This window comes from Nocardia sp. NPDC046763 (assembly GCF_040645495.1).
Classification (GTDB): Bacteria; Actinomycetota; Actinomycetes; order Mycobacteriales; family Mycobacteriaceae; genus Nocardia.
Genome location: NZ_JBEYYI010000008.1, coordinates 47,342 through 71,185, shown reverse-complemented (window position 1 = coordinate 71,185; position 23,844 = coordinate 47,342). Strand labels below are relative to the sequence as shown.

Annotated in this window: 23 protein-coding genes; 6 read left to right on the top strand and 17 right to left on the bottom strand. The window is 69.3% G+C overall.

What is annotated here, in order from left to right; genetic code table 11:
* Positions 1 to 11: 11 nt before the first annotated feature.
* The 7 genes from ABZ909_RS15490 to ABZ909_RS15460 form a co-directional block, all read right to left on the bottom strand.
* Positions 12 to 203 (bottom strand): hypothetical protein, encoded by a 192-nt coding sequence (locus ABZ909_RS15490; protein WP_354835950.1) that lies wholly within the window; start codon positions 201 to 203, stop codon positions 12 to 14.
* A gap of 257 nt (positions 204 to 460) precedes the next feature.
* Positions 461 to 1,453 (bottom strand): AraC family transcriptional regulator ligand-binding domain-containing protein, encoded by a 993-nt coding sequence (locus ABZ909_RS15485; RefSeq protein ID WP_356999422.1) that lies wholly within the window; start codon positions 1,451 to 1,453, stop codon positions 461 to 463.
* 9 nt (positions 1,454 to 1,462) lie between these two features.
* On the bottom strand, positions 1,463 to 2,335 hold the full coding sequence (locus ABZ909_RS15480; protein WP_356999419.1) for an AraC family transcriptional regulator ligand-binding domain-containing protein: 873 nt from the start codon (positions 2,333 to 2,335) through the stop codon (positions 1,463 to 1,465).
* Positions 2,336 to 2,426: 91 nt separating this feature from the next.
* Positions 2,427 to 3,347 carry an AraC family transcriptional regulator ligand-binding domain-containing protein gene (locus ABZ909_RS15475; protein WP_356999417.1) on the bottom strand — a complete coding sequence of 307 codons (921 nt, stop codon included), beginning with the start codon at positions 3,345 to 3,347 and terminating at the stop codon, positions 2,427 to 2,429.
* Positions 3,348 to 3,473: 126 nt separating this feature from the next.
* Complete coding sequence (locus ABZ909_RS15470; RefSeq protein ID WP_356999415.1) at positions 3,474 to 3,665, bottom strand: hypothetical protein; 192 nt, start codon at positions 3,663 to 3,665, stop codon at positions 3,474 to 3,476.
* Positions 3,666 to 3,706: 41 nt separating this feature from the next.
* Positions 3,707 to 5,422: an AMP-binding protein gene (locus ABZ909_RS15465; RefSeq protein WP_356999412.1), complete on the bottom strand. Its 1,716-nt coding sequence runs from the start codon at positions 5,420 to 5,422 to the stop codon at positions 3,707 to 3,709.
* Positions 5,419 to 7,056, bottom strand: a complete 1,638-nt coding sequence (locus ABZ909_RS15460; protein ID WP_356999410.1) for an AMP-binding protein — start codon at positions 7,054 to 7,056, stop codon at positions 5,419 to 5,421. Before ABZ909_RS15460 ends, ABZ909_RS15465 begins: the two co-directional genes overlap by 4 nt.
* A gap of 55 nt (positions 7,057 to 7,111) precedes the next feature.
* Here ABZ909_RS15460 and ABZ909_RS15455 point away from each other — a divergent pair, with 55 nt between their 5' ends.
* Complete coding sequence (locus ABZ909_RS15455) at positions 7,112 to 7,993, top strand: LuxR C-terminal-related transcriptional regulator (protein WP_356999408.1); 882 nt, start codon at positions 7,112 to 7,114, stop codon at positions 7,991 to 7,993.
* 45 nt (positions 7,994 to 8,038) lie between these two features.
* On the opposite strand, the gene ABZ909_RS15450 is transcribed toward ABZ909_RS15455, so the two are convergent.
* Both ABZ909_RS15450 and ABZ909_RS15445 read right to left on the bottom strand, forming a co-directional pair.
* Positions 8,039 to 8,401: a ribosomal subunit interface protein gene (locus tag ABZ909_RS15450; RefSeq protein WP_356999405.1), complete on the bottom strand. Its 363-nt coding sequence runs from the start codon at positions 8,399 to 8,401 to the stop codon at positions 8,039 to 8,041.
* A gap of 136 nt (positions 8,402 to 8,537) precedes the next feature.
* Complete coding sequence (locus ABZ909_RS15445) at positions 8,538 to 9,746, bottom strand: UDP-N-acetylglucosamine--N-acetylmuramyl-(pentapeptide) pyrophosphoryl-undecaprenol N-acetylglucosamine transferase (protein WP_356999403.1); 1,209 nt, start codon at positions 9,744 to 9,746, stop codon at positions 8,538 to 8,540.
* Positions 9,747 to 10,025: 279 nt separating this feature from the next.
* On the opposite strand from ABZ909_RS15445, the gene ABZ909_RS15440 reads away from it, so the two are divergent.
* Positions 10,026 to 12,272, top strand: coding sequence for a germacradienol/geosmin synthase (locus tag ABZ909_RS15440; RefSeq protein WP_356999400.1), 2,247 nt, complete (start codon positions 10,026 to 10,028; stop codon positions 12,270 to 12,272).
* Here the strand turns inward: ABZ909_RS15440 and ABZ909_RS15435 are convergent.
* A complete protein-coding gene (locus ABZ909_RS15435; protein WP_356999398.1) occupies positions 12,187 to 13,008 on the bottom strand; it encodes an SAM-dependent methyltransferase in 822 nt (273 codons plus the stop codon). The genes ABZ909_RS15440 and ABZ909_RS15435 overlap by 86 nt on opposite strands.
* 113 nt (positions 13,009 to 13,121) lie before the next feature.
* On the opposite strand from ABZ909_RS15435, the gene ABZ909_RS15430 reads away from it, so the two are divergent.
* Positions 13,122 to 14,300 carry a cytochrome P450 gene (locus tag ABZ909_RS15430; RefSeq protein ID WP_356999395.1) on the top strand — a complete coding sequence of 393 codons (1,179 nt, stop codon included), beginning with the start codon at positions 13,122 to 13,124 and terminating at the stop codon, positions 14,298 to 14,300.
* A gap of 33 nt (positions 14,301 to 14,333) precedes the next feature.
* Here ABZ909_RS15430 and ABZ909_RS15425 read toward each other — a convergent pair whose 3' ends face one another.
* Positions 14,334 to 15,047, bottom strand: a complete 714-nt coding sequence (locus ABZ909_RS15425) for a phosphatase PAP2 family protein (RefSeq protein ID WP_356999392.1) — start codon at positions 15,045 to 15,047, stop codon at positions 14,334 to 14,336.
* A gap of 98 nt (positions 15,048 to 15,145) precedes the next feature.
* Here ABZ909_RS15425 and ABZ909_RS15420 point away from each other — a divergent pair, with 98 nt between their 5' ends.
* Positions 15,146 to 15,868, top strand: a complete 723-nt coding sequence (locus ABZ909_RS15420) for a response regulator transcription factor (RefSeq protein ID WP_356999955.1) — start codon at positions 15,146 to 15,148, stop codon at positions 15,866 to 15,868.
* On the opposite strand, the gene ABZ909_RS15415 is transcribed toward ABZ909_RS15420, so the two are convergent.
* Genes ABZ909_RS15415 through ABZ909_RS15405 form a run of 3 tightly spaced genes read right to left on the bottom strand, consistent with a single transcriptional unit; the run spans position 15,782 to position 18,084 of the window.
* The gene (locus ABZ909_RS15415; RefSeq protein ID WP_356999390.1) at positions 15,782 to 17,191 is read right to left on the bottom strand and encodes an ATP-binding protein; all 1,410 of its coding nucleotides are present in this window, start codon (positions 17,189 to 17,191) and stop codon (positions 15,782 to 15,784) included. The two genes, ABZ909_RS15420 and ABZ909_RS15415, sit on opposite strands and share 87 nt — an antisense overlap.
* A gap of 36 nt (positions 17,192 to 17,227) precedes the next feature.
* On the bottom strand, positions 17,228 to 17,428 hold the full coding sequence (locus ABZ909_RS15410; RefSeq protein WP_356999387.1) for a hypothetical protein: 201 nt from the start codon (positions 17,426 to 17,428) through the stop codon (positions 17,228 to 17,230).
* 11 nt (positions 17,429 to 17,439) lie between these two features.
* Complete coding sequence (locus tag ABZ909_RS15405; RefSeq protein ID WP_356999384.1) at positions 17,440 to 18,084, bottom strand: TetR/AcrR family transcriptional regulator; 645 nt, start codon at positions 18,082 to 18,084, stop codon at positions 17,440 to 17,442.
* Positions 18,085 to 18,206: 122 nt separating this feature from the next.
* Here ABZ909_RS15405 and ABZ909_RS15400 point away from each other — a divergent pair, with 122 nt between their 5' ends.
* Positions 18,207 to 19,019 (top strand): methyltransferase domain-containing protein, encoded by an 813-nt coding sequence (locus ABZ909_RS15400; protein ID WP_356999382.1) that lies wholly within the window; start codon positions 18,207 to 18,209, stop codon positions 19,017 to 19,019.
* 74 nt (positions 19,020 to 19,093) lie between these two features.
* On the opposite strand, the gene ABZ909_RS15395 is transcribed toward ABZ909_RS15400, so the two are convergent.
* From ABZ909_RS15395 to ABZ909_RS15385, 3 genes are read right to left on the bottom strand one after another with little or no spacing between them, the layout of a single operon-like run.
* On the bottom strand, positions 19,094 to 20,167 hold the full coding sequence (locus ABZ909_RS15395; protein WP_356999379.1) for an amidohydrolase family protein: 1,074 nt from the start codon (positions 20,165 to 20,167) through the stop codon (positions 19,094 to 19,096).
* Between the two features lie 46 nt (positions 20,168 to 20,213).
* Positions 20,214 to 21,665: an FtsW/RodA/SpoVE family cell cycle protein gene (locus tag ABZ909_RS15390; protein ID WP_356999376.1), complete on the bottom strand. Its 1,452-nt coding sequence runs from the start codon at positions 21,663 to 21,665 to the stop codon at positions 20,214 to 20,216.
* Entirely contained in the window at positions 21,662 to 22,735 is a 1,074-nt protein-coding gene (locus ABZ909_RS15385; protein ID WP_356999374.1) for a hypothetical protein, read from the bottom strand. Before ABZ909_RS15385 ends, ABZ909_RS15390 begins: the two co-directional genes overlap by 4 nt.
* A 120-nt stretch (positions 22,736 to 22,855) precedes the next feature.
* Between ABZ909_RS15385 and ABZ909_RS15380 the strand changes: the two genes are divergently transcribed.
* Positions 22,856 to 23,794, top strand: a complete 939-nt coding sequence (locus tag ABZ909_RS15380; protein WP_356999372.1) for a Rieske (2Fe-2S) protein — start codon at positions 22,856 to 22,858, stop codon at positions 23,792 to 23,794.
* Positions 23,795 to 23,844: the final 50 nt, after the last annotated feature.

Here is a 23,844-nt window from a genome sequence, read left to right as displayed (position 1 = left end):
CGCGGCCGAGCTCAGTGCTCGAGGAAGGTGGCGACGATGTTCCAGAACATGTTCGGGTCCACGCTGTTGAAATCCCAGCTCTCGGTGAGGCTGTGCGTGATGCTGACGATGCTCGGGATATCGAAGTCGTGCCGGGTGGCGGTGCCCTTGGCCTCCACGGCGGTGACGACGTAGGCGGTGGCGGTTTCTGCGGTGTGGGGCACGAGGAAGCTCCAATCGAAGACCGGGCCGGATGGGGACGCATGGCCGTGGACAGCGTCGGCCACAACCACGCATCGCAAACGCCGTGGCGAGCCTCGCGGCAGGCACGGCCTGGCGTTTCCGTCCAGTTTTGTGTCCGCCCGCGTCGCGCGGGAGTTCCGAAGACGCCAAACCGGGCCGGGACACGCCAACCTTGCTGTGTGGTTGCCGGGATACCGTATGGTAGGTGCGATTTCGGCCTGCGCGCGGGGTCCCTCTTTCATTGATCGTCGCGTTCGCGCCAGCGGTGCACGGCCCGCCGCAGGCTGGCCGGATCCGCGTATCCCAGGAATTCCGCCTGCTGAGCGCGTGGAAGGTGTTCGGCCCGTTGCAATCTGCGGCGACGCGCCCGATCCACCTCACGGCGCCAGGTGGTTCCGGCCTCGGTCAGGCGGCGTTGCAGTGATCTTGGTGAGGTCAGCAGCCGCCGCGCTACCACTTCCAGTGTCGCCATGCCCTCGTCGAGGGCGCCGTCGAGGACGTCGCCGAGCTGTTCCAGCCAGGTGACGCCGGAATCGGGAGTGGCCGGCAGCGTGGCCGCGTAGGACAGCAGCACGGCCGTCAATTCGGGATCGGCCGACTTCATGGGTAGCGCCAGATCCGCGGTCCGCAGCGTCAGGGAGTCGACCGGGCTCCCGAAATCGATTGTGCGGGTGCGGAACAGCTCGGTGACGGCGGTGAGGTCGACGGGCGCGGCCTGCCGGAAGGTCACCCGCGCGGGCACGATCGGGGAGCGAGTGGCCGCCCGGCCCCGCCGCACGAGGAGCGCGAAAACCGCCTGCACCAACAGTTCCCGCCCGCGGCAGTCCTCCACCCCGGACAGCACCTCGTAGCAGACCTCGTGTTCGGTGCGATTCGCGACCCGGAAGTTGTAACTCGTTGTCAGACTGCCGGTGTGGCGTACGCAGGCGTCCAGTGCCGCGCCCAGGGTCTCGGCCGACAGGAACAAGTACTCCAGCAGCCCGAATTCGCCGGTGGCGCTGTCCTCCGGCACCCGCAGGGCGATATCCGGGTCACCGGTTTCCTCTTCGAGCAGCTCCCACACCCGCAGGCAATACCGGGACGACACCCGCGTCTCCTCGCCGCCCTCGCGCCAGGCGGGGACCCCGACCAGCCGGGCGATCCGCTCCGGGTCGAGCCCCGCCCGGGCCGCCCGCTCCAGTGTGAACCGGGCCATCAGAATGCTGTCGTGAGAGTCGGATCGAGTAGTCACGGCCGCCCGTCACCACGCGGCCCGGCGGCGAGCGCTCGCCAGCTCCCGGCTCCAACTGGTTCCGGCCGCGGCCAGCCGCCGCTGCAGGGTGCGCGGGCTGGTGTCCAGCCGCCGGGCCATGCCGTGGATCGACACCGTGCCCAGCGACGGTAGTGAATCGAGCTCGGCGGCAAGCAGATCGGCCCAGGCGCGCGCCGGCGGGGCGGAGAGGGTCGCCACCGCGGCGGCCCGGCGCAGCACGGCCGCCAGCCCCGGATCGGCGGTGCACTGCCGCCGGCCCAGGTCCGCGTGATGCAGCGTGAGTGTGTCGGCATCGGCGCCGAAATCGACCGCGGCCGTGCCGAAGAACTCGGTATACGGCGCGTGGTGGCGCGGCGCGCGTTCCCGGAGGGTCACCGCGGCCGGCGCGATCCGTGTCCGAGCACCGAGGCGTGCGCGACCGGTCACGAAGGCGAAGCTCGCCTGCGCCGCGACCTCCGCGCCCCGGCCCTCCTCGGCGCACTCCGCCGCGAAGGTGACGTGCCGGTCGTCCTCGCCGACCACGGCCAAGTGTCGCGTCGTCGACAGCATCGGTCCGAATTCCTCTGCGGCCCTGAACCCTTCGCCCACCGTCGACGCCGTGGCGAGCAGATAATCGATCATCCCCAGTTCCCCCATTCCGTACCGTTCGGCCGCCCGCAGTCCCACGTGCGGCAATTCCGCCCTGCGCTCGAACAATTCCCATAATCGCGGATAGCACTGCGCCGGAATGCTTCCCGGCGGCCCGTCCAGCGCGTCGGCCCCGATTCCCGCCGCCCGCGCCAATTCGACCGGATCCAAACCCGCCGCCCGGGCTCGCGTCAGCACGAACCGGGCCAACAGCACACTGTCCGAGGCGGTCATGATCGCTGCTCCATGCGCCCGGCCGCACCGCCGCGCCCGCGCCACCTCGGGTCACCTTGCCGGAGTGGGTACCCGCTGGGACTTCGGCGGATCATGGCGTGTCGCCGTCGTGTTCGGCGGCCCAGCCGGATTCGAGATCTTCGAGGTGACGTTTGCGGGCGCGGTCGACCTCGAGCCGCCAGGTGGTGCCGGATTCGGCGAGGCGGCGCTGGAGGGTGCGCGGGCTGGTGTAGAGGCGGCGGGCGACCTGGTCGAGCATCGCGTCGGTGCCGTCGAGGACCTCGGCAAGCACCGCGGCCACCCGGTCGGGCCACTCCGTGGTGCGCGGCGGCGGGGGCGGCATGGTGGCGGCGTGGCGGCGTAGTACCGCTGCCAGCAGCGGGTCCGCGGTGATCTGGGGGAGTTCGAAATCCGCGTTGCGGAAGGTGATGCGGTCGACCGGAGCGCCGAAATCCAGCCGCGCCGTGCCGAACTGCTCGGTGTAGGCGTCGAGGCGGCGGGGTGCACGTTCGCGAAACCGGATGCGCACCGGATCCATCGGGCGGCCGGTCGTCTGGCGTACGCGCGAGATCAGGGAGGCCAGCGCCATCTGTACCGACAGGTCGCGGCCGCGGCCCTCGGTATTGACGGTGTAGATGTCGAAGGTGGACTCGGTCTCGGTCTGCGCGCCGGGCTCGACGCGGAAATTGGTCGAGACCGCTCCCACGAACGGGCCCATGACGCCGAACCCCGCGCCGACGGTCTCGGCCGTCGAGATCAGATAGTCGATGAGCCCGAATTCCCCCAGCCGGTAGCTGCCGGTGGCCCGCAGGGTGACCTCCGGGTCGTCCAGCTCGTACTCCAGCAGCTCCCACAGCCGCGGGAAGTAGTCACTGGACACCCGGGCATCGCCGTCCTCCAGTAGCCAGCCCGGCATGCCGGCCTCGCGCGCTAGGCGGGCCGGGTCCAGGCCCGCGGCGGCGGCGCGCGACAGGACGAAACGTGGCAGCAGCACGGAGTCGGAGGTGTGCATCAGCCAATGGTGCGGGGAATCCGCTGCCGGAAACCGGGAATTCGCCGAACTGTGAGACAGCCCGCTCGCCCCTCCGATCTCCTGCGGGTGTGGGCGAGCGGGTGTCGCTCCCTGTTCTTCTGCGGGTCAGGCGCGCAGGAAGGTTGCCGCTATGCCCCAGAACCGGCGGCGGTCGACCGCCCGGAAATCCCATGTCTGCGTGATGCTGTGGGTCGTGCTGACGATCCCGGGGATATTGAAGTCCTCACGGGTCGCCGTCCCCTTGGCCTCCAGGGCGGCGATGACGTAGGCGGTCGCGGATTCCACGGTGTGGGGCATGGGAGCTCCGATCTGTCGTAGGGGCATGGGGCGGTGCGGTTTCAGCGGGCGGTGTCGCTCAGAACTTCCTCGTAGCGGTACTCGGTGGAGATGGTCTCGCCGGCCGCGTGCGCCAGCTCCTCGCGATGGCGCAGGTCGACCCGGCGGATCTTGCCGGAAATCGTCTTCGGTAGCTCAGTGAACTCCAGCCGGCGGACACGCAGGTAGGGGGCCAGGTGATCGCGGGCGTATTCCAGGATGGCACGGGCGGTTTCACGGTTCGGCTCCCATCCTGCCGCCAGTGCCACATACGCCTTGGGCACCGCGAGCCGCGTGTCATCCGGCTGCGGCACCACGGCCGCCTCCACGACGGCCGGATGCTCGATGAGCACGCTCTCCAGCTCGAAGGGAGACACCTTGTAGTCGGAGGACTTGAAAACGTCATCGGTGCGGCCGATATAGGTGATGTACCCGTCCGCGTCCCGCATGGCCACATCGCCGGTGTGATAGTAGCCGCCGTCCATGACCGCGGCATTGCGCTCCGGATCACCGAGGTAGCCGGTCATCAGATTGACCGGCGCCGCAGCCAGATCCAGGCAGATCTCGCCCTCCTCGGCGCGCTGCCCGGTGATCGGATCCACCAGCACCACCGGCACGCCCGGCGCGGGCCGCCCCATGGAGCCGGGCTTGAGCGGCTGCCCAGGCGTATTGCCCACCTGCAGGGTGGTTTCCGTCTGGCCGAAGCCGTCGCGGATGACCAGGCCCCACGCCTTCTCGACCTGCGCGATGACATCGGGGTTCAAGGGCTCACCCGCGCCGAGGATTTCGCGCAGCCCGGCCGGACGCTCGCCCAGATCGGCCTGGATCAGCATGCGCCACACCGTGGGTGGCGCGCAGAACGTGTTCACCCCGACCCGGCGCAGCTGCGCCAGCAGGGCCGCGGCGTCGAAACGCGCATAGTTGTAGACGAATACGGTCGCCTCGGCCAGCCACGGCGTGAAGAAGCAGCTCCAGGCGTGCTTGGCCCAGCCGGGCGCACTGATGGCCAGGTGCACGTCGCCGGGCCGGACGCCGATCCAGTACATGGTGCTCAGATGACCGACCGGATAGCTGATCTGGGAATGCTGCACCATCTTCGGCTTGCTGGTGGTGCCGGAGGTGAAGTACACCAGCAGCGGATCGGTCACCTCGGTGACAGCGCGGAACGGCCCGGCCGATTCGACGGACGCCGCCTCGGCGTAGTCGTGCCAGCCGTCAGCGCCTTCCAGAGATTCCGGCTCGCCCACGACGATTCGCGTGTAGTCGCCCGGCACCTCGTCGAACTTGCCGGTGTCGCCGTGATTGGCGATGACGAAACGCGCTCCGCCGCGCTCGATCCGGTCGCGCAGATCGGCGGGACCCAGCGCCCCGGTGGTGGGCATGATGACCGCGCCCAGCTTGGCCACCGCCAGCATGGCCTCCCACAGCTCGGCCTGATTGCCGAGCATGAGCACGACGCGGTCGCCCTTGCCGACGCCCAGCCCGGCCAGCCAGGTGGCCACCCGGTCCGAGCGCTCGGCCATCTCGGCGAAGCTGATCCGCTGTTCGGAGCCGTCCTCCTCGACGATCCACAGCGCGGGCCGGTCGTTGCCGCGGGCGATGACGTCGAACCAGTCGGTGGCCCAGTTGAATTCGCCGGTCAGCCGTGGCCATTCGAACTCGCGCAGAGCCGCGTCGTAGTCCGTCGACACGGCTAGCAGTCCGTCGCGGGCGGCACGGTAGGTCTCGGTGTTCGTCATGCGTTCTCCTCGGTCAGGCCGAGCAGTCGCGCGCCGATCTCGCGCATCTCGACCTTGCGGATCTTGCCGGTCACGGTCATCGGGAACTCCTCGACGACGTGCACATAGCGGGGGATCTTGTAGTGGGCGAGCTTGCCGGTGCAGTACTCGCGCAGACTCTCGGCGGTCAAAGGCGTTGCGTCCGGGCGCATCCGGATCCACGCCATCAGTTCCTCGCCGTACTTGACGTCGGGCACGCCGATCACCTGGGCGTCGACGATGTCGGGATGGGTGTAGAGGAATTCCTCGATCTCGCGCGGGTAGATGTTCTCGCCGCCGCGGATCACCATGTCCTTGATGCGGCCGGTGATGGCCACGTAGCCCTCGTCGTCCATGGTGGCCAGGTCGCCGGTGTGCATCCAGCGCGCGGCATCGATGGCCTCGGCGGTCTTCTCCGGTTCGCCCCAGTAGCCGAGCATCACCGAGTAGCCGCGGGTGCACAGTTCACCGGCCGCGCCGCGTGGCACGGTCACCCCGGTCGCCGGGTCCACGATCTTCACCTCGATGTGCGGCCCGGCCCGGCCGACGGTGGCGGTGCGCTGCACCAGCGAATCGTCGCGGCGGGTCTGGGTGGAGACCGGGCTGGTTTCCGTCATGCCGTAGCAGATGCTCACCTCGCGCATGCCCATGCGCTCGATGACCTGCTTCATCACCTCCACCGGGCACGGCGATCCCGCCATGATGCCGGTGCGCAGCGAGGACAGGTCGTAGGTGTCGAACTCCGGATCGGCCAGTTCGGCGATGAACATGGTCGGCACCCCGTACAGGGAGGTACAGCGTTCGGCCGCAACGGCTTCCAGGGTGGCGCGCGGGTCGAAGGCCGGGGCCGGGATGATCATGGCCGCGCCGTGCGTGGTGGCGGCCAGATTCCCCATGACCATGCCGAAGCAGTGATAGAACGGCACCGGAATGCAGATCCGGTCCTGCTCGGTGTAGCCGCACAGCTCACCCACGAAATAGCCGTTGTTGAGGATATTGTGGTGGCTGAGGGTCGCGCCCTTGGGGAAACCCGTTGTGCCGGACGTGTATTGGATATTGATCGGATCGTCGGTGGACAGCGCCGACTGCGCCGCGGCCAGTAGATCCGGATTCGCGGCCCGGCCGCTGGTGAACAGGTCCCGCCATTCGAGGCTGTCCAGCAGCACCACCTGCTCGAGCTCCGGGCACTCCGGTCGCGCCGCGGTGATCATGGCCGCGTAGTCGGAGGTCTTGAACGACGGCGCCGCGACCAGCATCCGGATCCCGGCCTGGCGCAGCACATAGCGCAGTTCGTGCGCCCGATACGCCGGATTGATATTGACCAGGATCGCGCCGACCTTGGCGGTCGCGTACTGGATCAGCGTCCACTGCGGGCAGTTCGGCGCCCAGATGCCCACCCGGTCGCCCTTACGGATGCCGGCCGCCAGCAGGCCCAGCGCCAGCGCGTCGACCTCGGCGTTGAATTCGCGGTAGGTCCAGCGGATACCGGTGGTGTAGTCGATGAGGGCCTCGCGGTCCGGATGCGCGGCCGCGGTCCGGTTCAGGTTGGCGCCGATGGTGTCGCCCAGCAGGGGAGCGTCCCAGACTCCGAAGGTGTAGCTCGTGCTCTCGCTCACACCAGTAGGATCTACGTCACACTCACCCTCGACTACCCCCGAAAGGGGCTGACCGATGACTTCGGCCACGGACGGGCTCCTGCGCCCCAGCGACGGTGATGCTCTGCGCGCTGAGCTGCGCACTCTGGCCTCCGCCAGCAAGCTGCCGGTCGTCTTCGGCGGCGAGGTGCATGCGGGCGTGCTGGTGCTCAGCGAGTTCGTCGGCACCCGCACCAACGGCATGCGCGGTCTGGCCGTCGCGCCCAGCTCCGGGCTGGGCGGCTCGGCGGTGGCGACGGGCAAGCCGCGCTCGGTGTCCGACTATCGCTCGGCCGCGACCATCACCCACCACTACGACGCCCCGGTGCTCGGCGAGGGCCTGCGCGCGGTGGTGGCGGTGCCGGTGGTGGTGAAGGGCGAGGCGCGGGCGGTGCTGTACGTGGCCAATCGGGACTCGGGGGTGATCGGCGACCGCATCGCCGACGAGATGGTGCAGGCCGGGCGCCGGCTCGCGACCGAACTGGCCATTCGCGACGAAGTGGATCGGCGGCTGCGCCTGTCCTTCGCGCGGGAGTCCACGACGAGCGCCCATGCCTTCATCGCCGAAGCCAATGCCGTTGTCACCGAACAACTCCGGGATCTGCACGCGGAATTGCGCGGCATCACCCAGATGGTCTCGGAGGCCTCGGCCCGCCTGCGCCTGCGGGAGGTGACCGAGAAGCTCGCCCGCCTGGTGTCGGGCGTCGCGGCCCCGGACGACGCGGTGAGCCTCGCGCCCCGGGAACTGGACGTCCTCGCCCACGTCGCGTTGGGATGCACGAATCAAGAAGCGGCGCAGCGACTTTCGGTGCGCCCGGAGACGGTCAAGAGCTATCTGCGCAGCGCCATGACCAAACTCGGCGCACACAACCGCCACGAGGCGGTCGTGCGCGCACGCCGCCTCGGGCTCCTCCCGTAATGTGTACCCGCGCTGGGGTTTCAGGGGCCTGCCCCCGGGAATTCGTCAGCCGGTCGGCTCTCGGTCCGACACCAGGTGGCGGATCGATTCGCCACCCTTGGCGTGATGTAGCCGCCCGAACTTGCTGTCGAGCAGGTGAGCCATGCTGTCGGCGGCTCCGGTGTAGGCGTCCTCGGCGGTGGCCGCGTGGTGGGTGGTCGCCACCGGTGGCTGGCCCTTGGGCCGCGCCTCGAGGGTGCACTTCTTGTCTTCGGAACCACCCTTGTGCCCGTTCACATCGGTGATGTGGGCTTCGACCCGGGTGAGGTGATCAGCGAATCGATCCAGAATCGAAGCGATGGTGTCCGTTGCTTCGTGGGCGATCGCGCCGCCGCCGATCTGCTTGTCGGCGAAGACCTGGATTTGCATGGCATCTCCAATCTCTCGGGTAGCAATCCCCCGAGTAGCCGAGGGCTTGCTGACACTTCCGACCATACCCACTATCGACCGAGAGCGGCATGTGGAATAAATCGCGTGGCGGCGTACGGCTTTTCGTGGTTCGCGCTCAGCGGGTGGCCAGATCCAGGACGGTGAGGGCGAGGTCCGTGGCGGCCTCCGGGTGGCCGAGGGCGCGGGCGGAGGCCGAGACGGCGGCGCGGGTCTCGGCATCGGTCAGCAGTTCGGTGAGGGCCGTGTGGAGGTTCGCGGCGGTGGCATCGTCACCGACGAGAGCGCGAGCGGCATTGTGGTCGGCCAGGATTCGGGCATTGCGGATCTGCTCGCCGCCGACCGAATGCGGGTACGGAATCAGCACCGAGGGCTTGCCCAGCGTAGTGAGCTCGGCGAGAGTTCCTGCGCCGGAACGGGATACGACCACGTCGGTGAGCGCCAGCACATCGGACAGTTCGGGGCCGACGAACTCCCGCACCAGATACCGGCCGCGCACGTCCTCCGGGAGGGTGGCGGCGTGGTCGCGAACCTGCTCGAAGGAGAGCCGTCCGCACTGGTGAATCACATTGGCGGAGTGGAGGAGTTCGGGCAGCAGCTGCCCGATCAGATCGTTGATCTGCACCGCGCCCTGCGCGCCGCCGGTGATGTAGACCGTCGGCAGGCCGGGGGTGTAGCCGTCCCAGTCGAGGGCCTTGACCGCCGCGGCCGGATCGCCGGTCGTCAGGGTCGGGCGAATCGGGTTGCCGGTGACCACGGCCCGGTCCCGGACGCGCGCGGGCAGCATGGCGATCGACGCCTCGGAGCTGAGCGCGATGCGGTCCGCCATCCGGGCCAGCAGCAGGTTGGCCTTGCCGATACCGGTGGTCTGCTCGTGGATCACCAGCGGCCGCCGGCGCAGCGCGGCGGCCATGCCGATCGGGGCGCACACGTAGCCGCCGGTGCACAGCACCGCGTCCGGCCGGAACCGGCGCACCACGCCCTGGGCGGTGAGGACGCTGATCGGCACGCGCAGGGCATCCCGCGCATTGTCCTTGTTCAGCATTTTGAGCGGATTGCGGTCGCGTCGTAGCTTGCCGGCCTTGATGCCGGTGAAGTCGATGTCGTTCTCGGCCGCGACCCGCTGCTCCAGGCTGTCGGGCACTCCCACCCACAGCACCTCGGCCGCGGCCCCGGTCTCGGCCGCCAGATCCCGCAGCGCCCGCACGGCCGCCACCGCCGGATAGGTGTGGCCGCCCGTGCCGCCGCCGGCGACGATCACGCGCACCCGGCCGCGGCCGCCCAGTCGCTGCAGGATCGGGGCACGGTCGGCGGCGGGATTCGGCATGGACGATCCTCCTGGTGGGGTGGCGGGTGCGGGTGGCGCAGCGCCCAGGCTATCTCGGCCGGTGGCAGGCCGGCCGGTTCGGGAGGTACCGGTCGGTCGGAGAAGATCGCGAGGTGTTGGCGAGACGGCGCCGGGCCTCTACCATGGTTGTGACGCTGATCACGTTGTTGCAGTGAGAGTTCTGACGCGGTTCGTTCGACATATCGCAAACAGCAGCGCAATACCGGCACGTCGCCCCCGGCGACCGGAGCGCACAGCCCCCAGCGAGAGGGCCCTGAATTGAACCCCTTCACTCTGCCCGATTTCTACACGCCGCACCCCGCCCGGCTCAATCCCCATCACGGGTACGCCCGCGTGCACTCCACCGCGTGGGCGCTGCGCATGGGCATGCTCGGCGAGCTCGGAGTCGACGGCAAACCCATCTGGGACGCCGAGAGATTGGACCGCATGGACTACGCGCTGCTGTGCGCGTACACCCATCCCGATTGCGACGCCGAGGCTTTGGCGCTGCTCACCGAGTGGTACATCTGGGTCTTCTACTTCGACGACTGGTTCCTGGCCGAGTACAAGTACACCGGCAACCGGGCCGAGGCCACCCGCTACCTCGCGCGTCTGGAGCTGTTCATGGCCGAACCCGGCTGTCCGGCACCGGAACCCGAGACGCCGTCGGAGGCGGGACTGGCCGACTGCTGGGCCCGGACCGTTCCGGTCATGTCCCCGGGCTGGCGGCAGCGCATGCGCCGCTCCACCCACAACCTCATGGTCGAATCCCTCTGGGAACTGGACAATATCGCCCGCGACCGGGTGGCCAACCCGGTCGAGTACATCGAGATGCGCCGCCGGGTGGGCGGCGCGCCCTGGTCGGCCAATCTGGTGGAGTTCGCCTGCGGCGCCGAGGTACCCGGCCGTTTCGCCGCCGAGCGGCCGCTGCGGGTGCTGTGCGAAACCTTCTCCGACGCAGTGCATCTGCGCAACGACCTGTTCTCCTACGAGCGCGAGGTCCGGGTCGAGGGCGAGAACGCCAATATGGTGCTGGTGCTGGAACGGTTCCTGGACTTGCCCACGCAGGCGGCCGCGGAGCTGACCAATGACATGCTGACCTCGCGGCTGAAACAGTTCGAGAACACCGCGTCGGTCGAGGTGCCGCAGCTGTTCGTGGAACACGCGGCCACCCCCGCCGAACAGCTGGCCGTCGCGCGGTACACCGGGGCCCTGCAGGACTGGCAGTCCGGCGGGCACGAGTGGCATCTGCGGTCGAGCCGCTACATGAACAGCGGAGTCGACCGCGGTCCGACCGGACTGGGCAGCGCGGCCGCCCGGCTCGCGCCGGGGTTGAGAATCCAGCTCGAGCAGCACGTTCCGCCGCCGCGAATGCCCGGGCCGTTGCCGGTGCGCGGGCTGGTGATGCCATATCCGGTGTCGATGAATCCGCAGGTGGCGCTGGCTCGCGCGGACGGGCCGACGTGGGCCGCAGCCGTCGGACTGCTGGATCCGCGGCTCGGCTGGACTGCCGAGACCGTGGCCGCCGCCGATTTCGCGGGGCTGATGGCCATGCTCGACCCCGGGGCCGACGCGGCCGCGCTGATACTGCGCACCCGCTGGTGCACCTGGGGCACCTACGCCGACGACCTGGCCACCCGGGTGTTCCGGGTCGAACCGGTATCAGGCCGAGACCAGTTGCGGCGCTTGCCACTTCAGCTCTCGGACAGCCCGCCCGCACCGCTCACCGCCCTCGAGCACGGCCTGGCCGCGCTGTGGCGCGATACCGCGGCCGGCTGTGACGAGGCGGGCCGGGAGCGCCTGCGGATGGCTCTGATCGAGTTGTTCGAGGGCTGGGAGTGCGTGCTGGAGAACGAGATTCGGCACCGGCTACCCGATCCCGTCGACTATCTGGAGCAGCGACGTCTCACCTCGGGCGGGCCACTGTTCTGCGCACTGGACGCGCTGTGTTCGCCCGAAATTGCGGCTGATCCACGGATTTCGGAAATATCGGACTCCAGTATTGTTCGGCAGCTGCAGAATTCGGCCCACGACTACGCGGCCCTCGTCAACGATCTCTATTCGTATCAGAAGGAGATCGAATACGATGAGGAGATCCACAATCTCGTGTATCTCACCCAGTCGTTCCTGGGCTGTTCCCGCGAGCGTGCCGCCGATATCGTCGTCGATCTCGCCAATGAACGGTTGACGCAGTTCGAACTCGTTGCACGCGAACGGCTTCCCGAATTCTTCGCCGATCACGAGCTGCCCGGCGAGGTGCGTGCGGCGCTGCTCGGCCATGTCGACCGGCTGCGGGATCACATGGCCGGAAATCTGCACTGGCACACCAGCACCGGCCGCTATTCCGAGCAGGCCCTGCGGGCGTCCCGTCCCAGGCCGGTCATCGCCGGCCCGCTGGGCCCCTTCGTCAGCGTGCTCGCCGATCGGGCGGGTCGCCGGATCAGGGAATGCGGCCCACCGCGCCCAGCATGGCCACCGCCTCGGGACGCGGATGTGGCCGGTACTCCTCGGGTCGCCAGAGGGTGACCGCGGTGATGCCCGGTGGGGTCAGGGTGAATCCGTCGAAGAACTTGGCGAATTCGGCGCTGGAACGCAATTGGAACGGCACGCCGCTGCGGGCATTGGCCTCCGCGGAGCGGGCCAGGTCGTGCTCGTCGAGGTAGTCGTTGGTGGCGTGCGACATGACCAGGTAGCTGCCGGGGGCCAGGGCGTCGGTGAGCTGCCGGACGAGTTCGTAGGGCCGTAGCTCGTCGGTCATGAAGTGCGCGACCGCGACCACCATGAGCGCGACCGGCTTGCTCAGATCGATGGTGGCGAGCAGGTCGGGATGGGTCAGGATGTGCTGCGGGTCGCGGAGGTCGGCGTCCAGATACGCGGTCCGGCCTTCGGTGGAGCTGTTGAGCAGATCGCGGGCGTGCACCAGCACGATGGGATCGTTGTCGACGTAGACGATGCGGGACTCGGGGGCGATACCCTGCGCGATCTCGTGTACGTTCCCGGCGGTGGGCAGGCCGGTGCCGATGTCGAGGAACTGGCGGACGCCCGCCTCGCCGGTCAGATAGGCGACCGCGCGGCGCAGGAAGTTGCGGTTCTCCACAGCGGACAGCTGCACCGTCGGGAACGCCTCCGATACCGCGTCGGCGGACTCGCGATCGGCGGGAAAGTTGTCTTTGCCACCCAGCCAGTAGTCGTACCGGCGCGCCGGATGCGGTTTCGTGGTGTCGACGCGGTCCGCCGCTGATTCCGAGTTCAAAACGCTCACAATCCTTTTCGGCTACTGTCTGAATCTGTCAGCTCCAGTTGCGGATCGGTAGCGGCTCTGTACCTTCGGAAACCAGCAGACCGTGCGCCCGCAGCCTTGCCGGAAGGTTCGTCATGCAGTTGCGCTATAGCCCGTTCGATTTCGATGTCCATGCCGATCCGTACCCTTACTATGCCAGGTTGCGCAGCGAGGCCCCGGTCTACCGGAACGACACCGACGATTTCTGGGCCTTCTCGCGCCACGCCGACGTCCTCGCCGCACTCCGCGATTCGGACCGTTTCTCCAGCGTGAACGGCCTGCGCATGGAACCGGCCTTCTGGGGACCGCAGGCCGAACAGTTCTTCTCGTTCGTCGCCATGGACCCGCCCAAGCACACCCGGCTGCGTGGCCTGGTGACGCGCGCGTTCACCGCGCACCGGGTGCAGTCGCTGCAGCCGCGGCTGCGCGAGATAGCGATCGGCCTGCTGGAACCGCTGCTGGAGCGCGGCAGCTTCGACCTCATGGCCGAATTCGCCGGGCCCTTCCCGACCGAGGTGATCTCCGAACTGGTCGGCGTGCCCGAGAACGATCGGGAGATGCTGCGCAAGCTCGGCATGGAGATCATGTACACCGAGGAGGAGTCCACCGATCTGCGGCCGGAGGCCATGCAGGCCATCGGCGCGCTGGTGGGCTACTACACCGAGCTCACCATCGAGCGCAGCAAGTCCCGGCAGGAGGATCTGCTCTCGGGTTTGCTCGATGCCGCCGACGGCGATGACCGGCTCACCCCCGAGGAGATCGTCGGCGTCCTGATCCTGCTGGTCGGCGCCGGCATCGAGACCAGCATGCTCACCTTCGGCAATGCCTGGCACGCTGCCTGGCTGCACCCCGACCAGCGCCGCCGGGCCCTCGACGGCCGCATCGACGACTGGATCGGCGAGGCCATGCGCTGGGATCCGGCCACCCAGACCCAGCTGCGCACCACCACCGAACCGGTCGAACTACACGGCGTGTCGATTCCCGCCGACGCTCGCATCCTGCTCCTCACCGGCGCCGCCAACCGTGACCCGGAGGTCTTCGCCGATCCGGACACCTTCGACCTGGACCGCGACACCTCCGCCTCCCTGGTCTTCGGCAGCGGCCGCCACCACTGCCTCGGCTCCAACCTGGCGTTGCTGGAACTGCGCACGGCGCTGCAGGAAATCGCCTCGCGGGTAACCGATTTCGAGGTCGACCCGGCGGGGCTGCAGCGCATCCACGCCTCCAACAACCGCGGCTTCGCTAGCCTGCCCACCACGGTCACGCTGCGCTGAGCCCTGCCTCCGCGGCGCCGCCGCCGGCCCGGCTCAGCGCAACGAGCCGGGCAGGCGGTCGGTCACCAGACGGGTGTACGGGCGCAGGGTCAGACAGATCGAGAGCCACCACGCACCGATGAGCCAACCGGCCAGGACGTCGGTGGGCCAGTGCACGCCCAGGTAGAGGCGGGACAGGCCGACCGCCACGGCGAACAGGGCGGCGACGGCGATCACGAGGATGCGGGTGACCCTGCGGGCCGGCACGGGCAGGAGAACCGCGACCAGTATGCCGGCCACGACGGTCGACCCGAGGGCGTGGCCGGACGGGTAGGAGTGATTGGTCTCGGTGACCAGATGGTCGATCACCGGGGGCCGATCGCGGGCGATGAGAAGTTTGCCGAAGAAGACCAGTGCTCCCGCACCGGCCGCCGCGACGGCGACGAGCACCGCCTGGTCCCAGAACTTCCGCCACGCCAACAGCACGCACGCCAGGATCGAGTAGATCGCCACCGAGGTGGTGTCCCCGGCCACGCTGACCGCCTTCGCGAGGCTGGTCCAGGTGGCGGTGCGCTGGTCGATGAACCACTGCAACCAGGAGGAATCCGGTCCGGCCGGGCCGTTGTACCAGACCACCACGCAGGTCAGGACGACGATCACGGCAGCCAGCGTCAGGGCGATCATCACGCCGGTGAGGCTGCGGTCGGGGAATCCGGTGGGCCGTTTCGTGGTGGAGGCTTCCTTCTGCGCAGGGGGTGAGGACAGCATGCCAACGAGGTTGCCATGGCATCGCTGAGAGAACGTTGAGAGCCCGGCCGGGCGGGGCCGGGCCGCCCACGGCCGGATCATCGGGCATGCTGGTGCCCGTGCGGGTGCTGGTGGTCGAGGACGAGGAGCGGCTGGCGCGGACGGTGCAGCGCGGGCTCGAGCTGGAGGGGTTCGTGGTGCAGCTCGCCCACACCGGGACCGACGGGCTGTGGGCGGCGGTCGAGGACAGCTTCGATGTGATCGTGCTGGACATCATGCTGCCGGGACTGAGCGGCTACGAGGTGCTGCGCCGGCTGCGCGCCCGGGACGTCACCACACCGGTGCTCATGCTGACCGCCAAGGACGGCGACTACGAGCAGGCCGACGCGCTGGATCTCGGCGCGGACGACTACCTGACCAAGCCCTTCTCCTTCGTGGTGCTCATCGCCCGGCTGCGCGCGCTGCTGCGCCGGCGCGCACCGCAGCAGCCGGTGCTGCTGACGGCGGGCGATCTCGTGCTGGACCCGGCGCGACGCACGGCGCGGCGCGGCGAGACCGCGCTGACGCTTACCCGGCGCGAATTCGGCCTGCTGGAATTCCTGTTGCGGCACAAGGGATTGGCGCTGACCAAGACCGAGATCCTGCGCAATGTGTGGGACGCCCACTACGACGGTCCGGAGAACGTGGTCGAGGTGTACATCGGCTACCTGCGCAAGAAGATCGATGCGCCGTTCGGCAGCACCAGTATCGAGACGCTACGGGGCGTCGGCTACCGGATGGTCGACCCCGACTGGTCCGGCGACGGGCAGCTCGATGACGAATCGGGCCCCGCCCCACGGTGATTCACCGATCGTGACCGAACCGCCGTGCGCGGCCACGATTTCCGCGACGATGGCCAAGCCGAGCCCGGAGCCGCCGGTGGCGCGGGCGCGGTCGGCCTCCAGCCGCACGAAGCGGCCGAAGACGCGCTCGCGGTCGGCGACGGGGATGCCGGGACCGTCGTCGTCCACCAGTACCCGGGCGGTGTCGCCGTCGCGTCGGACCGTCACTGCCACCGTGGTGCGGGCGTGCGCGGCGGCATTGTCGACGATATTGCGCAGTGCCCGAGCCAGTTTCGGCTGATCGCCACGGATCCGCACCGGCTCGATCGCCGTGCGCACGGTCAGACGGCCCCGCGCCCGCAGGGCCGCGGCCTGCTCCCCGGCCAGATCGTCGAGATCCACATCGCCGGTGCGCATCTCGAGCCCGCTCTCGTCAGCGGCGGCCAGGGTCAGCAGATCCTCGATGAGGTGCCGCATGCGCTCGGTCTCGGGCAGCAGTGTGCCGCCGATCAATTCGGCGTCCAGCACCTCGGGCCGGTCGCGGGCGAGCTCGAGGGCGGCCGTGACCGCGGCGAGCGGGCTGCGCAGTTCGTGTGAGGCGTCGCCGACGAAGCGCCGCTGGGCCGCGTGCCCGGCCTCGATGCGGGCGAGCATGTCGTTCATGGTCTCGGCCAGCCGGGCGATCTCGTCGCGCGCCACCGGCACCGGCACCCGCTCCGACAGTCCGGCCGCGCCGATGCCCGCCACCCGGCTGCGGATCTCCTCGACCGATCGCAGTGACCGCCCCACCAGCAGATAGGTGGCCAGCGCGGCCGCCGCGACGACCATGGGCCCGCCCACCGCGACCAGTACCGCGACCCGTTTCACCGCGTGCTCGGCGGATTCGCTGTCGCCTGCGACCAGCACGAGGTACCGGCCGTCCGGTGTCGACAGGGTGCGGGCCGACACCCGTAGATCTTCGTCGTACGCGGAGACCGGCCGGCGCGCGAACTCTCTCGCGCCCACGGTCCCCGGGTTCAGCAGCGGAGTCGACAGCTTCGCGTTCGACTCCCGCGCGATCCGCCCCTGCGCGTCGATGACCTGCACCACCCCGATCTGCCCGGTCGCCTCGAACAGCGAATCCGGCAGCTCCGCCACCGAATTCCGGGTCAGCTCACTGGCGATGGCGTCGGCCCGCGTGCCCGCCGCCGTATCGATCTCCCGCAGCAGCGACCGATTCAGCAGTCCGAGCATGGCTCCCGCCGCCAGCAGCAGGACCGCGCCCACGGTCAGCGCGGCCGCGACGGCCGACCGAATCCGCAACCCCCAGTGCGAGGGCCGCAACCATTCCCGGATCCGATTCACGCCCTCATGATGGGTCATCGCGTACCGGGGTCCGCGTCAGGCCCGCGGCCGACGCCGGATCGCCCACGCCGAGCACACCGCGACCAGGGGCGCGGCCATGAGCACGGGCACGGTGGCCGCCCCGATCACCGGGTAGAGCGCGTCGGTGAGACCGTCGGCGCACCAGTGGAAGACCCCGCGCCGGGCCTCGATGCGCTCCGACTGTTCCCCGGACTCCTGTGCGAATACCGCTGTCACGGAATCCGAGACTACCTGCGCCGAGATTTCGGCCGGTCGGCCGTGGGGTGGTCGAGCAGGCCGCGGTTGACCAGGCCGAGCACCTGCTCGACCGCGAAATCGATGTCCGCGCGGGTGGTCGGAAGTGACCCGTCCAGCAGCAGGGCGGCCAGGCCGTGGACCGCCGACCAGGCGGCGATGTCCGCGCCGGGCCGCAGCTTCGGGTCGAGGAGTCCAGCGGCCTGTGTCTCGTCGAGGACCTGGCCGAGGATGCGGTGCGGGTCGTCGGCCGGGTCGTCCGCGGCATCGGATGCGGCGGGTGGGTGCGCGCCGAAGGCGGTGCGGAACAGGCCGGTGTGGGTGAGCGCGAAATCGATGTAGGCCGTGCCGACCGCGTGCAGGCGGCCGCGCGGGTCGTCGGTGCGGCCGATGCGCCGGCGCATCTCGGCGGCGAGTGCGGCGCGGGCGCGACGGGATACCTCGGTGAGCAGGGCCTCGCGATCGGCGAAGTGCCGGTAGGCGGCCGAATGCGACACCCCGGCGGTGCGGGCGACCTCGCGCAGGACCACTCGGTCGGGTCCGCCGTCCTCGGCCAGTGCGAGACCGGCGTCGACGAGGGCCGCGCGCAGGGCGCCGTGGTGATAGGTGGTGCGGCGGTCGGGGGCGGCTGGGCTCATAACGTCAGGATTGCACATTCGGCAGAGATGTTGACGACGGTCACACCGGCTCGCATACTCGTAAATGTGACCAGTGGAAACTTCTTGGTCCGCCACCCGGCCTGCGAATGAAAAGTGCTGATATGAACGACATTTCCATGGATACCCCATACTCCTCCGGCAACTCCCGGACCGATATCGAAAAAGCCCTGCTCGCGGCCGGGCACGACCTCGATCGGCTGCGGCTCGCCGACCTCGCGCTGGTCGAGGACTTCCACACCATGGGCCGGATCGCCACCGGCGCGCTGGCGGAACTGGCCGGTCTCACCCCGGCGTCCCGGGTGCTCGATGCCGGCAGTGGAATCGGCGGCACCGCACGGTATGTCGCGGAAACCTACGGATGCCGGGTCACCGCGGTGGATCTGACCGAGGACTACTGCGAGACGTCGCGCTGGCTCAATCGTCTGGTCGGGCTGGACGACCGGATCTCCGTGCGGCAGGGTGACGTCACCGCGCTGCCCTTCGCCGCCGGCGACTTCGACGTGGTGTTCAGCCAGCACGTGCAGATGAACATCGCCGACAAGGACGCGCTGTATCGGGAAGCGCGGCGGCTGCTGAATCCTGATGGCCTGCTGGCCATCTGGGACATCACCACCGCTGCCGGCGCCCGCCCCGACTTCCCCCTCCCGTGGGCCGACCGCTCCGAGCAGAGCCACCTGGTGACCCCGGACCACCTGCGCGTCGCCCTGGAGCGATCCGGCTTCGCCCTCGACCACTGGGACGACCTCACCGACGAGGCGGCCACGATCATGCGGGTGGTGCTGGCCGCCCCGCCGAATCCCGTTGGGCTGCAGGCCTTCGTCCCGAACTTCCGGGAGAAGATCGAGAACCTGACCCGGGCGCTCGCCGACGGCCGGCTGCGCGCCGTTCGCGCCCTCGCCCGCGCTCTGCCGTAGCGCGGGCCGGATCGGGGAACTCCGAATGCGGGTTTGCGCGGTTGACCGCAGCCGGAGCTCCCCGATCATGAAAGTTACCGGGGGACGGGGATTCCCGCAGACCAGACGCCGCGGATCTGCGTCGTGGCGGTGATATCGGCGAGCGGATCGGCATCGAGCAGAACCAGATCGGCGCGCAGACCCGGGGCGATGACGCCGCGATCGGTCAGGCCGAAGTGCTTCGCGGGCAGGGCGGTTGCCGCATCGAGGGCCTCGACGGGCGACAGGCCCGCGCTGACCAGCAGCTCCAGCTCGTGGTGCAGGCTCGCGCCGAACGCCGGGTTCACCGGCACGCCGGGGGAGGAGTTGGCGTCGGTACCCGCCAGGATCGGGATGCCCGCGGCGCGCAGCGCACCGACATTGGCCAGGGCGGCGGCGAAGGCTCCGGGGATGCCGCGGGCGGCGGCCATGCCCTCCATCATGGTCAGGGTCGGGACGACGACCTTGCCCTCGGCGGCCAGGCGGGCGATATCGGACTGCGGCAGGGCGACGCCCACGGGGACGTGGGTGACGATGTCGGCCCCCGCGTCGAGGGCCATGGCGTACGCCCCGGGGGTGGCGGCGTGGGCGATGACCAGCAGGTCACGGGCATGGGCCACGGCCACAACGGCTTTGGCCGTGGCCGCGTCGGGACCGTTGTCGCCGGGGGCCTCCAGCACCAGCTTGATGTAGTCGGAGCCGGCGGAATGGCGCTGGGAGACAGCGGATTCGGCGTGGTCGGCGCCGCGGATGATGGCGGGTTCGCCGAGGAACTTGCCGTGCATGCTCTCGGGGCCGACGATGGCCATGCCCGCACTGCGAATATCGCTGGTGCCGACGGTATTCCGGAGCTCGGCCACCACCTCGGCGGGGCTGGACATATCGAGCCCGGTGGTGACCCCGTGGGCGGCCAGCAGCCCGGGAGTCTGCGCATCGTGAATGTGGACGTGAGCGTCGATGAAGCCGGGCAGCAGGATCGCGCCGCCGACGTCGAGGCGTTCGGCGCCGGTGTCGTCGGCGCCGATGCGGTCGCCGTCGATGACGATCGTGGTGGGTTCGGTGAGCGAACGGCCATCGAAGACACGGACATTGTCGAGCGCGGTCCGGCCCGCTGAGCTTGAAGAGGTCACCGAACCAGCTTCCTCCCATTCGCGGCGGGCGGCACCGCGATTCGGGTCAGCGTCGGCGCGGCAGCAGGCGGCGGGAGACGTGCTCGGTCATGGCGTCCGCGATCGGCGGCACCGTCGGCGTGGGCCGGGTGAGTGGCGGCGGGGCCGACCTGGCGTCGGCGGAGATGCGGATGAGCAGCGCCAGGATGATGTAGTTGGCGAGCAGCGACGAACCGCCGTAGGACATGAACGGGGTGGTGAGACCCGTCAGCGGAATCAGTTTGGTGACACCGCCGACCACCACGAACAGCTGCCAGCCGATCGAGAACGCCAGCCCGCCGCCGAGCAGCTTGCCGAAGGCGTCGCGGGTGGTGAGGGCTGCGCTGAAACCACGGATGCACAGGATGAGGAACAGCGCCAGCACCGCGGCCAGGCCGATCAGTCCGAGCTCCTCGCCGATGGTGGAGATGATGAAGTCGGTTCCGGCGAACGGCACGTCCTGCGGCCGCCCACTACCCAGCCCGGTCCCGGCCAGCCCGCCGGTGCCCATGCCGAAGAGGCCCTGCGAGATCTGGTACCCGGTCGTGTAATAGGTGGCGAACGGGTCCCGCCACACCTCGACGCGGACCCGAACGTGCCCGTACAGCTGATAGGCGATGACCGCGCCGACCGAGAACATGGCCAGGCCGATGAGCAGCCACGAGGCCCGCCCGGTAGCGATGTACATCATGGCCAGCACGGTGCCGAAGACCAGCAGCGAGAAGCCGAGGTTCTTCTCGTACACCAGCACCAGCACCGCGATGAAGGTGACCAGCAGCAGCGGGGCCAGATCCCGCAGGCGCGGGAAGGTCATGCCGAGGAAGCGTTTTCCGGCGGTGGTGAACAGGTCCCGGTTGGCGACCAGGAAGGCGGCCACGAAGATGATCAGCAGCACCTTGGCGAACTCACCGGGCTGAATCGAGAACCCGCTGATCAGGATCCAGCTCTTGCCGCCGTTGACCTCGCTGAAGCGGGAGGGCAGCAGGGCGGGGATGAGCAGCGCGACCACACCGGCCAGGCCGCACGTGTAGCCGTAGCGGGCCGGTTTGGTGTGGTCGGGCACGAAGACCAGCACCAGCACGAACAGCAGCATGCCCAGGCCGGTCCAGATCAGCTGATGCGCCGAGTCCGACGACGGTATCGGCTCGCCGGCGTTCTTGGCCTTCACCACCTCGGCGCGGTCCAGCCGGTCGATGAGGACCAGCCCGATGCCGTTGAGCAGTACCACGCAGGGCAGTAGCACCGGGTCGGCAGCGGGCGCCCAGCGGCGCACGGCCAGATGGGTGACCAGCACGAAGACCGTGAATACGCCGAGCGCGCGGACACTCTGGCCGTCGAAGCCATTGCCGGTGGCCGAGGTCATGGCCAGGTAGGCGAAGGCGATCAGGGCCAGTGCGGCCACGCAGAGTAGCAACTCGGCATTGCGCGGAACCCGCCCTCTCGACCTCGCAGGGGGAGGGCTGTGCCGAAATGCGCTCACACCGAACAGTATCGCGTGCGGTAGCGGATGAGGAGCCAAAGCAGTAGCGCTTCGGCTATGGCGGTGAACACGGTGAGGAATTGGCTGAAGTAACTGGCCAGCACATTCACCACGGTCAGCGACAGGATGTTGGACCAGATGCCCAGCCGGACACCGATATCGGCGCGGCCGCGAATCCACGCGGCGGCCGCCACCGCGCAGCCGACGCCGACCAGCAGTTCGGCGACCGCGGCGATGCCCAAGCCCACCAAGGCCTTCCAGCCGTGGTTCTGGGTGACGTCGAGGAAGTGGTTGAGCGCGGCCCATGGGGAGTGCCAGCCCGCCAGCACGATGATGGCCAGCACCAGCCGCAGCAGGGTCCAGATGGCGTGGCCGATCAGGACGGTGATGAGGACGGCCGCCAGCACCCGCTGCGGCAGGATCGCGTCCTCGGCGCGCCGGTAGGCCCGTCGCAGCCGGGCGAAGCGGGAGGGCTGGGCGGTCTCGTGGGTGGTGCGCAGGTAGGTGCCGAGGGCGTCGCACAGGGCCACGGTGTCGGGGGTGAAACCGCTGCGGTCGATGTGGTCGAGGCTGTTCAGCAGGTCGTTGCGCTGTTCCACATCGATCGTGCCGCCCACATCCATCCCGACCTGTTCGGTGACCTCGGCCAGCACCAGGGCGGGCGGGCGCACCCGGCTGCGCGCGGCATAGCGGGCGACCAGCACGATCAGCAGGAAGGCAAGGTAGATGATGGGTGCGGCGAGCGGAAAGAAATAGTCGTTGTCCGAGGTGATGAACTTCCCGACCTCGTCGATGAACAGGCCCAGCCCGACCCCGGAGAGCGCCGCGGCGGTGGTCAGCGCCCCGCGCCCGGCAAACAGGAACATCACCAGACAGGCGATGACCAGCAGTAATCCGCCGAAGAGCGCATGCGCGATGTGGTAGGTGCTGCCACCGATCTTGGGATAGCCCGCAGCCATCAGATAAAGCCGCGTGATCACCACGGTGAGTCCGAAACAGACCGCCATGATGGTCACCAGCCGGCCGGAGCCGGGCCGCCACCGTATTCTCGCCACACGTTCGCCGAACACGGTGTCCACCGTGACACATGACCGGCGGCCGCGTCATCGAACCGAATCCCTTGGTCATCGAACCGAATCAGATGCCGCACCGTTTCACCATCATCAGCCTGCCGAGCAGTCGAGGTCGCGATGAGTATCGATCAGGTTGGACGCCGGGAAGTCATCGTCGCGGCGGGGGTGGTGATGGTGGCCGCCGCCTGTACGAGTCAGCGCGCCGCGGCACCCGTGGCCGGCACCACCTCCGCCGCGCCGGCCACGTCCGCCGCCCCTATGCCGACCACCACGGCCGCTGCCGCGCCGACCACGGAAGCGCCTGCTCCCGAATCGGGGCCGGCGCCGGTGAACGGCACCGTGCTCGCCGGTACCTCGGACGTCCCGGTCGGCGGCGGCGTGATTCTCGGCGACACCGTCGTCACCCAGCCGAATACCGGTACCTTTCTGGCCTTTTCGACGGTGTGCCCGCATCAGGGTTGTGCGGTGAACTCGATCTCCGGCGGGGTGATCACCTGTCCCTGCCACGGCAGCCAATTCGCGCTGGACGGGGCGCTGCTGCACGGTCCGGCGACGCGCGGTCTCGCCGGGCGGCAGGTGAATGTTCAAGACGGCCAACTGATCGCGGGCCCCGCCCCCGCGCCGCCGGTCGCTCCGGCCGCCGAGCAACCCGAGGCCACCGAGCCCGCTCCGGTCACCGTCACCGAGGAGGGCGCTCCCGACAACGCTCTCGCCCGTACCGCCGACGTTCCGGTGGGCGGCGGCGTCATTGTCGGCAATACCGTTGTGACACAACCGAATGCCGGGAACTTCATCGGATTGTCGGTGATCTGCACCCACCTGGGCTGCGCTGTCGACGACATCTCCGGCGGAACCATCAACTGCCCCTGTCACGGCAGCAAATTCAACCTGGACGGCTCCGTCGCCAATGGCCCCGCCACCCGCCCGCTCGACGGTCGTGAGGTCACTGTTCAAGGCGATTGGCTGGTATCGGGCGCAGGTGATCCCAACGCGCCCATCCCACCCCCGAAACCGTGGTGGTGCGAGATCGTGCCCCCGGGCTGCCTGGGCTGTTGAGCGCTGCCGCGTCGCGGCGGGGCTCAACAGCCGCGTCGCGGCGGGGCTCA

Bases quoted from the DNA above. Each gene is read 5' to 3' on its own strand.
- ABZ909_RS15380 (WP_356999372.1), top strand. From the start codon at position 22,856: ATGAGTATCGATCAGGTTGGACGCCGGGAAGTCATCGTCGCGGCGGGG.
- ABZ909_RS15475 (WP_356999417.1), bottom strand. From the start codon at position 3,347: ATGCACACCTCCGACTCCGTGCTGCTGCCACGTTTCGTCCTGTCGCGC.
- ABZ909_RS15465 (WP_356999412.1), bottom strand. From the start codon at position 5,422: ATGACGAACACCGAGACCTACCGTGCCGCCCGCGACGGACTGCTAGCC.
- ABZ909_RS15450 (WP_356999405.1), bottom strand. From the start codon at position 8,401: ATGCAAATCCAGGTCTTCGCCGACAAGCAGATCGGCGGCGGCGCGATC.
- ABZ909_RS15425 (WP_356999392.1), bottom strand. From the start codon at position 15,047: ATGCTGTCCTCACCCCCTGCGCAGAAGGAAGCCTCCACCACGAAACGG.
- ABZ909_RS15470 (WP_356999415.1), bottom strand. From the start codon at position 3,665: ATGCCCCACACCGTGGAATCCGCGACCGCCTACGTCATCGCCGCCCTG.
- ABZ909_RS15400 (WP_356999382.1), top strand. From the start codon at position 18,207: ATGAACGACATTTCCATGGATACCCCATACTCCTCCGGCAACTCCCGG.
- ABZ909_RS15455 (WP_356999408.1), top strand. From the start codon at position 7,112: ATGACTTCGGCCACGGACGGGCTCCTGCGCCCCAGCGACGGTGATGCT.
- ABZ909_RS15480 (WP_356999419.1), bottom strand. From the start codon at position 2,335: ATGACCGCCTCGGACAGTGTGCTGTTGGCCCGGTTCGTGCTGACGCGA.
- ABZ909_RS15405 (WP_356999384.1), bottom strand. From the start codon at position 18,084: ATGAGCCCAGCCGCCCCCGACCGCCGCACCACCTATCACCACGGCGCC.
- ABZ909_RS15445 (WP_356999403.1), bottom strand. From the start codon at position 9,746: ATGCCGAATCCCGCCGCCGACCGTGCCCCGATCCTGCAGCGACTGGGC.
- ABZ909_RS15430 (WP_356999395.1), top strand. From the start codon at position 13,122: ATGCAGTTGCGCTATAGCCCGTTCGATTTCGATGTCCATGCCGATCCG.